This is a genomic window from Bacteroides sp. HMSC067B03, from assembly GCF_001811315.1.
GTDB lineage: Bacteria > Bacteroidota > Bacteroidia > Bacteroidales > Bacteroidaceae > Bacteroides > Bacteroides faecis.
Genome location: NZ_KV804242.1, coordinates 1 through 12,909 on the forward strand (window position 1 = coordinate 1; position 12,909 = coordinate 12,909).

Genomic DNA, 12,909 nt, shown 5'->3' on the forward strand with positions numbered 1-12,909 from the left:
GAAAAAAGAACATTATTATGATACCAAAAAATAAAAACCAATACCACTCTCACTACATAAAAGAGTGGTATTTTCATTTGAATTAAAGATGAAAGACCAAAAAAGATTATTACACAAGTGCCTATTAGAAGACATTCCAGCTTTTGTAATATGCGGAACAGATATTTGTTCCGTCCAAGCGATGGAAGCATATTACCAGATAGCAGTAGAAAAAGGTTGCAATAGCAATTTTTTAGAAGACTTGAAATTAGCTATAGAAGATTTCAAGGCTTTTCAATGTGAGGAACCAAATCTTGTTAAAATACCCGATTAAATCATGGAAGAAAGCAAAGAATTACAAAAACTATATGGATTCATGCAAGCATTCATTTATATAACTGTTTGCATAGAGATTCTACTATTTGTTCATTTTCCCTTTAGTGAACAAATTATGCCCTTATTATCAAAAATGGCAAAAATTCCTATCTATTCTAATATTCTTTATAGTAAACTATTTACATTCTTTATTATAATGGTTACTTGCATTGGAACACGTTCAAAAAAGGATTTAGAATTAGACCCGACTAAACAAATCATTTTTCCTTTAATCTTTGGTTTCATAATGTTCTTTGGAAGTATATGCTTTCTTCTCTTTAAAGAAAAAGGAGAAACTAGTTTAGAATGGTATAATATAGCTTACATTATACTATCGATAATTGGAGCTACATTAATAAATTCAGCTCTGGATAACATTTCCAAACGTATTAAATCAAACTTTATGAAAGATAGATTTAATATAGAGAATGAAAGCTTTGAACAATCTAAAGACAAGGTAGAAACAGAATACTCTGTCAATATTCCGATGAAGTTTTTCTACAATAGAAAGTGGCATAATGGATGGCTGAATATATGTAACTGTTTTCGTGGAACTTTTGTAATAGGAACGCCCGGAAGTGGTAAATCTTTTTCTGTTATAAATTCTTTTATAAGACAACATTCAGCTAAAGGATTTGCAGAAGTTGTTTACGACTTCAAATTTCCTGAACTTGCTAAGATTGCATATTATAATTATCAGAAGAACAAGCAATTAGGGAAAATACCAAGTAATTTCAAGTTCAATGTCATTAATTTTTCTGATATTGAATATAGTAGAAGAATAAATCCATTGAAACGAGAATATATAGAAATCCTAGCAGATGCAACAGAAACGGCAGAAGCATTATATGAGAGTTTACAAAAGGGTGATAAGGGAAGTGGAGGTAATAGCGATTTTTTTAAAACATCAGCAGTAAACTTGTTAGCAGCTTCTATTTATTTTTGGTCTAGATATGAGAATGGCAAATATTCAGATTTACCGCATGTACTGGCTTTTCTTAATCAAGAATATGATGTATTATTTAAAGTCCTTTTTTCCGAACCTGAATTAAAATCACTAGTTTCCCCATTTGAAGCTGCATATAAATCAGGAGCAGTGGACCAATTAGAAGGACAGATGGCAAGTCTAAAAGTACAGTTATCAAGACTGGCAACTAAAGAATCTTTTTGGGTATTTAGTGGCAATGATTTCAATTTAAAAGTATCAGATAAAAAAGACCCTAGTTATCTCATCATTGCAAATAATCCTAAAACACAAAGCATGAATAGTGCTTTAAATGCACTTATCATTAACCGATTAACTAGACTTGTCAATACAAAAGGTAACTATCCTACTTCAATCATAGTAGATGAATGTCCCACATTATATTTTTATCAACTTGCAACACTACTTTCTACTGCACGTAGCAATAAGGTTTCAATTTGTTTGGGATTACAGGAACTACCGCAATTAGAAGAACAATACGGCAAAGCTACCGCAAAAACTATAACTTCTATTATAGGTAACACTTTATCCGGGCAAGCTAAAGCTCCTGAAACTTTAGATTGGCTACAAAAACTATTTGGAAAAGTTAAGCAAGTAAAAGAAGGTGTTACCATCAGAAGAAACGAAACAACAATTAATATGAATGAACAAATGGATTTTGTTATCCCGGCATCCAAAATTTCTTCATTACAGGCTGGTACATTAGTAGGGCAAGTTGCATTAGATTTCGGACAAGAAGATAATTTTCCAACAGCAATGTACCATTGCAAAACCAATTTAGATTTAAAAAAAATTAAGAAAGAAGAAGAAGCCTACAAAGAACTGCCAAAAGTATATAACTTTGGGACAGCAGATAATAGAGAGAAATTACTGCAAAAAAACTTTAAAAGAATATACGACGAAGTAGAAACAGTAATAGAACAATATGTATAACATAACATTACCAATTTTAGGCACAAGGTTAAAGCAAATCCGAGAGCATATAGGATATTCCCAAGCTCAATTAGCAGAACAGCTAAACTGTAAACAAAATGCGATTTCAAATCTTGAACTAGGAAAAGGGGGCAGCCTAAAACTTTTATTTCAAGTGCTGAATTTTTATTCTAACTATGTTTTTATAGATTTAATATTTAGTGAAAAGTTCTATCTGATTTCTAATACAGAAGAAGATGAAGCACAAAAAGCCAACTATAATTCTGTTATAATAGAAATTATTAGACAATCAGAAAAAAACTATGAAGATGCTATGTCAAACGCTAAAAAAGAACTAGAAACTAATCTTCAAAAAGCCATCAATTTATTACAGCCCTAATAAAATAAAAGAGAGTATTTTATACTCTCTTTTATTTTCCAATATTACTTTAAAGAATTGATACCAGCCCTTTTCAAGGGCTGGCGCTGATGGGCGTATATAGCATGATAAAATGATACCGAATTATCGTCCCTGGTACACCCTGAAGAACTCCTTTTTGATACCAAATACAAAAAGCTGCCAGAAGCCGAACACAAAAAATTGATACCATAAAACTATAGGGAAAAAGAAGAAGGACAAAATGCCATATTATATATAAATAATATGAATATGTGATTAATATCCTTCACTCCCCGAAACCCAGAAAGAGCAACACGAGAATCTTCTTTTCCCTATGTCCATTTCATAAAAATGATACCAGTATAATAACAAATACTTATAATATGAAAAGAGAGCATCCAAATACATACCTTTGCTGAATAAAATTTAAAGGAGACAAAAATGCCACAAATTCTTATAGACAGAAAAACATGTTCTAAATGCAATACTTGCGCAACTGTATGTGTAATGGGAATCATTGATAAATCGACAGCCTTAAATTATCCAACCATACCTGAAGAAAAATTGGATTATTGTTTAAAATGTGGTCATTGTGAGTCTTTTTGTGCACAGAAGGCTCTTACCTTAGATTTCCTTCTTGACGAAAAAATTAATACGTCTTTTTTGGATAGTCAGATTGAACCACAGAATATAGCATTGTATATAAAAAGTCGACGTTCTGTGAGACATTATTCTTCAAAGACAGTTAATAAAGAGTTAATTGCTAAAGTTATTGATATAGCCCGTTATGCTCCATCTGGAGGGAATGGACAACCAGTAAAATGGATTGTTATTCATAAACCATCAGAGGTAAATCGTGTTGCAAGTTTAACCGTTGATTGGATGCGAACTATTCAAAACACATCACATCCTCTAGCAGATTATGTACCTGCAATAATTTCAACTTGGGATAGTGGTTTGGATTTGATTTGCCATAATGCTCCCCATTTACTTTTTGCACATGTTCCTATTGAGCCAATTGATGACCCTACCGAAGCAATTATTGCTTTGACTCATTTTGATATTGCTGCGCCCGCTTTTGGTATCGGTACATGTTGGGCTGGATTCGTAAAGTTGGCTATAGACAATTATAAACCATTAAAGGATTTGTTATCAATACCAGAAGAACGTAAAGCGGCTTGTCCAATGCTATTTGGATATTCAAGTTATAAAATAACTTCTATTCCGAGACGCAATCCTGTGGATATTACATGGAAGTAAAATAGAAGTTACTTAATGACTAAAATGGTGTATTAAACAGTTAATCTTGATTCAGTAAAAAAAATAATTTTGTTTTACTGAATCAGACTCTAATCAACTAACAATTAAGAGGGATGGTTTTTTTCAGGAACTCTCTCCAACATTTCCAAAAAACAACATTCCCATTGTTTTGCAGCCAAACTAACAATTTGACAATTAAGATTTATTCCATATTTATCAGCAATAACTCTGACTTGACTTTTTCTGAATATTGTCTTTAATACAGTTCTGGCTGGCAAATCGGGTTTTTGCAACAAGAAAGTGAGAAAATTCAGATATTTTCTTTTCAATTCATAACTTATTGACATTTTTTTTCTTTCAATCTTTAAAAGTGCTGACTTGACTTTTGGTGGTGGCAAAAAACTCTCAGGAGATATTTCATACATAAGTTTTAAATCAAAAAAAGTATGATAAAACACAATATATGGATTGAAAACTTTTTTTGAAAATAACTTTTGGGCAGGTTCAAGTTGCATTATCAATGAACCACCCATAAAATGCTCAACACTATCAAACATCAAGGATTTTAAAATTTCAGAAGTTATTCTGAAAGGGATATTAGACACAACTTTAAAATTTCTTTTTGGTATGGTGTAACATCTAAAATCACAATCAATAATTTTGACATTCGTGTTGTTAGAAAACTTGTTTTTTAGAATGGACAATAGCGATTTATCATTCTCTATTGCAATTAGATTTGTGCATTGACGAACTAAATGAACAGTCAAAAATCCTTTTCCGGCACCAATATCTATAACAGTGTCGGATTCATTTATTTTCGCAATTTTAATTGCATCATCTATCAGCACTTTATCTATAGTAAAATGCTGTCCCGTGTATCTTACGGGCAGTTTATTTTTTATCATTACTTTTTTAAAAATACAATCGAAATCAATCTATCCTATCTAATTCTATTATAGCTACTTTCTCTTTATCTGGACTTGCTTCATTTTGTATAAGAGTTATATGTTTTTGGGTATAGCTTTTAATAACCCAAGGAGCACCACCTAAATATAAAGCATTGCTATTAAATATGATATATTTTCCTTCTATTTTGTAAGTAATATCAATTTCATCGTAACTTTCCCAATTTACTTTCCCCGATTGAGTATCTATAAATTGCATACCTACTCCCATATTGGGAACTACCCAAGCATCACAACGACCTGTACCACGCCATGAGGTTTGATATAGTTTTTGGGGAGTAAGTTCTCCTATTTGTACCTCTGGATTTTTATCATCACAACTTGTAAAACTTATGTTTACTAAAAATAATGCCCAAAGCATTAATAAGCAAGATTGTTTAAAATAATGTACCATGTATTAAAATAGATTATATTAATATAAATACCAGACTTCAAAATTACAATCCTATAATTGTGTATAGATTTGCTAATGTTGCTATTGAAATCTGTTTTTCTACTAAATTAGAAGCCCATGAACTAAGACCATATACTTCCAGCAAACTCTCATCTCTTTCATCTGCAAAAAATGAAAAACAGAGTTTGGTAGTTGGGTCGTATAAATATTCCATATTAGTTGCCTCATGATAGTACTTACAGAAACCTTTTTCATTGAAGTTCTCCAAAACCATACATAGCGGAGAACGCATTTGAGGATTAATACGCTTTCTAGTATTATAACTTATCTGAATATCAGAGCTGAAATACCTTGATATTTCTGCCGATATAATTTGGGCTTTTTTGATAAAAACATTATCATCTTCATTTTGCCTTAATTCCGCATCCGTAGCATTACTTTTACTCAATACTATTTGGTCACCCTGTCTTGTTGTTAACACAGCAGCTACATCATATAAACTTTCTCCCGAAGCAGATGTCTTTGTCAATACTCTTGCAATCGTAATAGACGGAGTATAAAGTCTTGTAACAGGAAGAAGAATTTCCTTAGAAGTATCATCAAAACGTCTTTGAAAGTTTCTTTCCAGTACAAAATCCGACATTGGATATAATCCTTCTTCTATTAAATCAATCACTGTATGATTTTTTGAATCATTTAATGATTTTCTCCAAGATTGCAAGTTTATATTTATGTCTTTAAGTGCCATTGTAGTATTCACTACACCTGTTTCATCTTGAATACCACCCAATGTTTTTACACGTATAAATATATCTTGTCTTTTGTAAACTGTAGAATCAAAAGTACCATCCTTTCCATTAAATCCGAACGACCCATTAAGTGAATCACCTTTATATACAAGTGAAGCATTAATATTTTTCTCTAAGGATTTAGTTTTCTGTTCAACATTCGTATTTGAATCCGCATTACCCATATATTGCGCAAAAGCTCTTCCACCTGTATAATAACCAACAACAACAAAATCTCCATATGAATCAATGATAGATGATATAGGAGAGGTATATAAATTATTAATAAAAGACCTTCTTAAAAACTGCCTTGCAAACACTTTATTAGAACCATTGGAACTTAACAAGGTAAATTTGCCATGAGCAAACAATATATTCATTTCCCCATAAGCTTGTTCTTTTGATTCATTAATAAAAGTTCTAAATGTTTCGGTTGTCGTTTTCTTTTTCCCTATAGAAAAAAATCCTAGATTTAAAGAAAATCCACTTTTCACAGTTTTACTTATTGATGAAAAATGCGTATAATTATTAAAATCATAATAAGCAAACGATGACTGGTCGTTCCAGTTAGGATAATTTTCATCAATATATGATTCATCATATTCTTTTAGAGATTCAATATCAAGTATGGAATGCGTAAAGTTATCAAAATCACTTGGTATATAATTCCCCTTAAGCAATTTATAACCATAACCTAGATATTTATCAGTTCCCCCAATCATCTCACCACTTCTTGTCAACTCTTCATCAAAAGAAGGTTTTCCTGTAATAACATCTGGAAGAGATGGATTACGTTCTTGAAGAATCACATCATCACATGAATAATCAGTTTCAACCACTGTATTTTGCTGTGCGCATAAGTTCAAATCCTCTGAACAAGCTATAAACAATGGAGCTATAACAGATAAAATTATTATATATAATATTGATTTCATAATCTTTTCTTATTGCAGATTATTATTGCTGAATTCAAGTTCCAAATGCAACGGAATTCATATTAATAATTTGTTTAAATTTTTCGTTTGGTGTGAGGTATCCAAGTCTTTTACGAGGTCTATTATTTAGATTGTTTTCAATCCATTTAATACGCTTGTTGGTTACTTCACTAAAGTCCGTACCCTTTGGGATATACTGCCTGATAAGACCGTTAGTATTTTCATTGGCACCACGCTCCCAAGAGTGGTATGGCTTACAAAAATAGAAATTAATATCTAATTTTTGTGCTATATCCTCGTGTTTTGCAAATTCTTTTCCATTATCAGCCGTTATTGTGTGTATTAAGTTTTTTACTTTTCGTAATGCCCATACTGTAATCTTTGCTACAGGGATGGCTTCTTTCCCTGATAGCTTACGTATCCATACTCTGCTTGTTGCTCTATCATTAATGGTTAGAATAGCACCTTTGTGATTCTTTCCAATAATTGTATCTATCTCTAAATCACCAAATCTTTCTTTTTGCTCTACAATTGAAGGTCGCTGATCAATCTCCACTCTATTCGGAATAAATCCTCTACCTGCGTTTTTAGAACCACGCTTTGAATATTTGCGTCCTTGCCTTCTAAGAGATTTATGAAGATCCCCACCTTGTCGTTTATCTTGCCATATCCAACAATATATAGTTTCGTGAGATACCATAGCTATATTTTCTACTTGGCTTCTGCCCACTATCTGCTCTGGGCTCAAGTCCTTTCGTAGAAGCTTTTTTACACGCTTCTTCATAGCTTGTGTAAATACCTCCTTTCGCTTCTTTTCAACCTTACGTTTATCTGCCTTTCTTTGGGCAAGATCAGGGTTGTATTTTCCACTACGACTATCGCAATTGCGTTTTATTTCTCTATAAATATTACTCCTATCAACTCCAATAGCTTCAGCTATATCTTTTTTACTCATCGGAACTTGCAACATCTTAGAAATTGCATACCTTTGCTTTTCGGTTATATGTTTACTCATCTACAACTTTTATTTCTTTGGACGGACAATAAAAACAAAGATAGTAACATTTATCCATTCAGCAGAGAACAGAGGGAATTGTCTCTCTTTTCTCTCTGAAAAAAATATTACTTATGCAGCTATTAATCCTTTTCTTTAAAAGTTGCATTTATAACTTGAACTCAAGATTAGATAAACTTTTCATATATTCTTCTAAAGGAATTGTTACTATTTCGTCTGGTTTTGCCTTTGATGTAGTATTTATTATTCCATACCAAGAACCTTTAAATTTAACTTCTCTATCATTAGCCTCATTTCCATTACGATAAGTCATAGTAATAGTATAGTCAGCCTTTACACTATATTTCTTTAAATAAGTCGTTACTTTAATTAAAGATGGCTCATCAACTTCTACCGGAATAGTCACCGATAATGTTTTAGGTATCTCATACGTTGTGGAAGTATAAGGAGCTCTAGGCAAAAATATTGTTGAATCAGGCATTTCCCCACTACTAAAATTGCCAGGGGCAATAAATTGCCCAGCTATTATTGCAGGACGTAAAAACATTTGTTCTTCATTTGCCATTGGAATTTTCAAAGCTCCTTTTTCTGTATAACAAGAAGTGTCTTTTACATCTTTTTTTGCATAAATTGTAATATTTGATGGTCCAGCAACTGCTCCTGTCTGACCATTTGAATACACAACAACAGGGTCTAATTCCGTCACTACAGCTTTAGGTTCAAATGCTATTTCTTTTACTTTAAATTTATCCTGAAACTCTAATAGAAACTCTTGCTGTGGTTGCTTATTATATTTTGCATACCCTACCTGCCCATTACTCTTTACTTCTATAGAATAATTAAACACACTCCAAGGATTATTGGGGTCTGCCGTTCCTAAATATGTCTGATTTTCAATATTAAAATATCCTTTATATGTTGATGGTATAAGGTCCCAACTTCCAGAACTTATATCTTCCGAGTCCCAAACAAAAACAAGTTTATTGTTTGGGTCATTGTTATATTGACCACAAACCAATGGCTTATTATAAGACTTTGAATAAATCAAATATGGTATTCCACTACTAGGTGGCAAAATCTTTAAATAGAATTTTGAAGAACTATAAGCTGAAAGTATCAATTCTTTTCTCATTCCTTGAGTAGAAAGATAAGGCTGTCCAACCACTCCACCTCCTCTGACTTTCAACGCAAAAGGAAGCTCTCTAACAGCATACATATTTGATGAATAAAATTCATCTGTCTCAGGATAATAAGAATAAGATTTCGTTTCTGGCTTTTTTTTAAACTCATCTATATTAGAAAACAGACTCACAGAGTCAGCAACAGAGATAGCTCTTGACTGGATTGAACTTTCTGATGTTTCCGAAAAATCATATAAAAGTTCAGAACTTTTTTCACAAGAGACAAGACCAATAGTCATTGCTCCTACCAATAATTGACTTACGCCCCAAAAAGAATAGAATTTTTTTTTCATAAATATAGTTTTAAAATTATGTCCTTAGAAACAAATACGCAATAGAGTTCACGTAGATTTACTTTCTGACGCACGCGAATACGCCACATATACAAAAGGACGAAGAGAAAACAAATCCATGATGCCAAAAACTTTTAGGTAAATATATAAATAGCTCTTACAGCATATTACGTTAAGAGCTATTTATCCCAAAAAGTCAGTTATATTTTACTTAATTTCCCGAAAGACTTAGCCAAAGACGAACTGTTCTTTTAGCCTTATTCTGTTCTCCTTCTAGAATCTTTGCATCACCTTTCTTATAGCTTATTTTTAATTGAGAATCAGTCTGTATAGCATCATATAGAGGAAGCAAAAAGAAATTATCTTCATCTAAAAGTTTTTCCATTATTAACGGAATAATATTTTTACCCATCGCTTGCATTTCTTTAAACTGTGGTAATGTTGTATAAGCGAGAGTACTTGAACTATATTTAGTTTGTGGATTTATTGAAATTTCTTCGTTCCATGAATTAAACAAATCGTTAAACTTAGTCTTTACCTCACAATTAATATTTGCAGCTTTATCAATGACAGCTTGTTTTTCTGCATCAGAAAGTTCAATATCTTCTTGTGCTATCTGTTTTGCAAGTTCCTTTATCTCCGACATATCAGTCTTTGTTCTACTCTCGATAAAAGATACCAAAATTCTACCATACAAAGTGCCAGATAGCTCACTCCTTTTATGGGTAATACGCAAATAACGCCCAAGTTTTGACTCCCAAGTACCGCTACTATATACAACACTTCCATGAGTCATATCTATACTACTTGTTCCCCAACCATCAACAGTAGCATTGCTACCTTCTGTACTAGTCTGTTCATAATTACAAGACGAACCATATAAAGTTTTAGCATTTTTATACTGTTCTATAAAATCATTGTAAAAAGATTCTGGGTCAATCCATTTGTTAGTTATCCCCATAGAATAAGCAATACAATTATATGTACCTGTTGCTTCTCCTGTTACAGAAATATTATTTACATCTAAATTTGGGAAATCCTTTTTAAGATTATCCTTTTCCGCTTGTGTAGGAACCCTTCTCATAGAAGCAGCTCTAGTAGTAAGTTCGTTTGGATTGGCATTATCCTCCACAGAACCAATCTCTTCGTTTTGCTGACAAGCAATAAGACTAAAAGAGAAACCTAATAAAATTAAAATTTGTTTTCTCATAAAGCGAAATTTTTAAGTTAGTAATTATTCAGCAAATGCATTTGCATATCGCAAATATACAATATGAATTGTATATAATATAAGAATTATACTGTTTTTTTCACTGTTAATGCTTAAAAACATGATATATTTGCTATTTTTGCAATATACAATCTAAATTATACTAATATGGAAAAAACTTATCATTCATTAAAAGACTTTGAACTATCCTATGGGAAAAATGCTATTGAGAGAGCAAATGATTTCCAGCAGTACATTGAGCAACTAAATGATTTCGGATGTAAAAGCTATTGGATAACTTCACATACAGGTATCGGTTCAACAATGGCAATTGAAGGCTTCAACGAACCTGTTATTGCATTTATTTCTAATGATTATTTAGGTATGTCACAAAGAGAAGAAACTAAACAAGCAGGTATAGATGCTATAAAAAAATATGGAACAGGTGCTTGCGCTGCACAAGTAATAGGTGGTTATCTCGACATACACCAACAGCTAGAGAAAGAAATAGCTTCTTTTGTAGGACAAGAAGAAGCTATTTTATTTTCTTCCGGATTTGGAGCAAATGCCGGAATACTAAGAGCCTTATTGGGTCAAAATGATATTGCATTGATAGACCCTTATATCCACACAAGCGCAATGGCTGGACTAAAAGGAACAAATATAAAACGAATTGGGCATAACGACCTAGAATATTTGGAGAAGGTACTAAAAGAAGTCAAAGGGCAATATCAAACTAAACTTGTAATAATAGATGGTGTATATTCCCAAGATGGGGATTTGTCTTTACTCCCGGAAATTATTACTCTTTGCAAGACTTATGAAGCCATGCTGATGTTAGATGATGCACATGGAATAGGAGTAATGGGAGCCAATGGCAGAGGAACAGCTGAACATTATAACTGTTTAGGTCAAATTGATATTATTACTGGCACATTCAGCAAGTCATTTGGTTGCGTAGGGGGATTTGCAGCAGCTTCAAAGAAGATAATACAATACTTGAAATTTTATGCGGACAGTAATGTGTTTTCAGCAGCCCCTACCCCACAAGTCACAGCATCCATATTAAAAGCTTTAGAGATTATAAAAAAAGAGCCACAAATAAGAACCAAACTTTGGGAAAATACAAATTATCTTAGAAAACGGTTGAAAGAAGAAGGCTTCGACATAGGAAAATCTGTTTCCCCTATTTTTCCTATTATGATAAGAGATAATAAAAAGGTTTACGAAATTGCTAAAATGTTGCAAGAAAAAGGTATCTTTACAATTGGAATTGTATATCCAGCTGTAAGAACCAAAGAAGCAAGATTAAGGGTCAGCGTTCTTGCCACGCATAAACGTGAACAATTAGAATCTTTAGTCAATACTCTTAATGATATAAATAAGAACATAAAAATAAAATAATAATGAAAGAAAGGAGAAAGAGAAGAAGTACCAAAGACATAGAGGAAAGCATTATTAATGCGGCAACCCGTTTTATTGAAACTGAAGGATTTTCTAATCTAACAGTTACAAGTATTATGCGACAAGCTGAAATTGAGCCTGTACAATTCTATAACAGATATGATGATTTGAATAAGTTCATTGACGAGTATGTAAAAAAATACGACTATTGGTTTAGCGATATTGTAAAATCACAAAAACAATATAGTAACGATAAAGCACTATATATGAACATTCTTGTAGGCTTATTTCAATCTTTATCAGAGAATAAAATCATGCAAGAACTTCTAAAATGGGAACTAGCTAATAACAATGAAACTAGTCAACGTACCGCTCAACTACGGGAATTGCATACGTTACCTCTATGCCAAAAATTCTCAAACATATTCTCCAATACAGATATTGATATTGTGACTATATCTGCACTAATAATAGGGGGAATATATTATCTTATTTTGCATGATAAACTTTCAACTTTCAGTGGAATAGACTTAAAAAAAGAATCTGACAAACAAAAAGTTATTAAGGCTATAAGCAAATTGTCAGACATTTTATTTACGTTTATACCTTCTTCTATTACTAAAGAAAATATTGATATTATAATAAAAATGAGAGAAGATAATATTCCTGTAGAAAAAATAGCATATTATACAGGAATCCCTAAAGAAATTATTGTTTCTATCTAAAATATCCGTCCAATGAGGAAAAGCCCATTGGACGGGTCTAGCCTAACCTAAAATCTTTTGTTTCACAAAACGACCCTTTTTCTGTACT

The 12,909-nt window shown here is 32.1% G+C and carries 12 protein-coding genes; 6 read left to right on the plus strand and 6 right to left on the minus strand.

Annotation, left to right across the window (positions count from 1 at the left end; genetic code table 11):
* The first annotated feature begins 88 nt into the window (after nucleotides 1-88).
* The 4 genes from HMPREF2794_RS01045 (at nucleotide 89) to HMPREF2794_RS01060 (ending at nucleotide 3,911) form a co-directional block, all read left to right on the plus strand.
* Nucleotides 89-313: a hypothetical protein gene (locus tag HMPREF2794_RS01045; protein WP_032951381.1), complete on the plus strand. Its 225-nt coding sequence runs from the start codon at nucleotides 89-91 to the stop codon at nucleotides 311-313.
* Nucleotides 314-316: 3 nt separating this feature from the next.
* On the plus strand, nucleotides 317-2,272 hold the full coding sequence (locus HMPREF2794_RS01050; protein WP_005647355.1) for a type IV secretory system conjugative DNA transfer family protein: 1,956 nt from the start codon (nucleotides 317-319) through the stop codon (nucleotides 2,270-2,272).
* Nucleotides 2,265-2,651: a helix-turn-helix domain-containing protein gene (locus tag HMPREF2794_RS01055; protein WP_005647356.1), complete on the plus strand. Its 387-nt coding sequence runs from the start codon at nucleotides 2,265-2,267 to the stop codon at nucleotides 2,649-2,651. Before HMPREF2794_RS01050 ends, HMPREF2794_RS01055 begins: the two co-directional genes overlap by 8 nt.
* 507 nt (nucleotides 2,652-3,158) lie before the next feature.
* On the plus strand, nucleotides 3,159-3,911 hold the full coding sequence (locus tag HMPREF2794_RS01060; protein WP_225883635.1) for a nitroreductase family protein: 753 nt from the start codon (nucleotides 3,159-3,161) through the stop codon (nucleotides 3,909-3,911).
* A gap of 104 nt (nucleotides 3,912-4,015) precedes the next feature.
* On the opposite strand, the gene erm is transcribed toward HMPREF2794_RS01060, so the two are convergent.
* From erm to HMPREF2794_RS01090, 6 genes are all read right to left on the minus strand, one after another.
* Nucleotides 4,016-4,816 (minus strand): 23S ribosomal RNA methyltransferase Erm, encoded by an 801-nt coding sequence (erm, locus tag HMPREF2794_RS01065; protein WP_070750660.1) that lies wholly within the window; start codon nucleotides 4,814-4,816, stop codon nucleotides 4,016-4,018.
* A 25-nt stretch (nucleotides 4,817-4,841) separates the two neighbouring features.
* Entirely contained in the window at nucleotides 4,842-5,237 is a 396-nt protein-coding gene (locus HMPREF2794_RS01070) for a hypothetical protein (protein ID WP_004295347.1), read from the minus strand.
* Between the two features lie 76 nt (nucleotides 5,238-5,313).
* Nucleotides 5,314-6,993, minus strand: a complete 1,680-nt coding sequence (locus HMPREF2794_RS01075) for a BSAP5a family pore-forming toxin (RefSeq protein ID WP_005647359.1) — start codon at nucleotides 6,991-6,993, stop codon at nucleotides 5,314-5,316.
* Between the two features lie 34 nt (nucleotides 6,994-7,027).
* On the minus strand, nucleotides 7,028-8,008 hold the full coding sequence (locus HMPREF2794_RS01080; protein ID WP_004343809.1) for an IS30 family transposase: 981 nt from the start codon (nucleotides 8,006-8,008) through the stop codon (nucleotides 7,028-7,030).
* A 148-nt stretch (nucleotides 8,009-8,156) separates the two neighbouring features.
* The gene (locus HMPREF2794_RS01085) at nucleotides 8,157-9,482 is read right to left on the minus strand and encodes a BSAP5b family pore-forming toxin (RefSeq protein ID WP_070750662.1); all 1,326 of its coding nucleotides are present in this window, start codon (nucleotides 9,480-9,482) and stop codon (nucleotides 8,157-8,159) included.
* A 211-nt stretch (nucleotides 9,483-9,693) separates the two neighbouring features.
* Complete coding sequence (locus HMPREF2794_RS01090; protein ID WP_004295351.1) at nucleotides 9,694-10,692, minus strand: DUF7689 domain-containing protein; 999 nt, start codon at nucleotides 10,690-10,692, stop codon at nucleotides 9,694-9,696.
* A 168-nt stretch (nucleotides 10,693-10,860) separates the two neighbouring features.
* Here HMPREF2794_RS01090 and HMPREF2794_RS01095 point away from each other — a divergent pair, with 168 nt between their 5' ends.
* Nucleotides 10,861-12,096, plus strand: a complete 1,236-nt coding sequence (locus tag HMPREF2794_RS01095; RefSeq protein WP_005647364.1) for an aminotransferase class I/II-fold pyridoxal phosphate-dependent enzyme — start codon at nucleotides 10,861-10,863, stop codon at nucleotides 12,094-12,096.
* Nucleotides 12,097-12,098: 2 nt separating this feature from the next.
* Nucleotides 12,099-12,821, plus strand: a complete 723-nt coding sequence (locus HMPREF2794_RS01100) for a TetR/AcrR family transcriptional regulator (RefSeq protein WP_005647366.1) — start codon at nucleotides 12,099-12,101, stop codon at nucleotides 12,819-12,821.
* The last annotated feature ends 88 nt before the right edge of the window (nucleotides 12,822-12,909 follow it).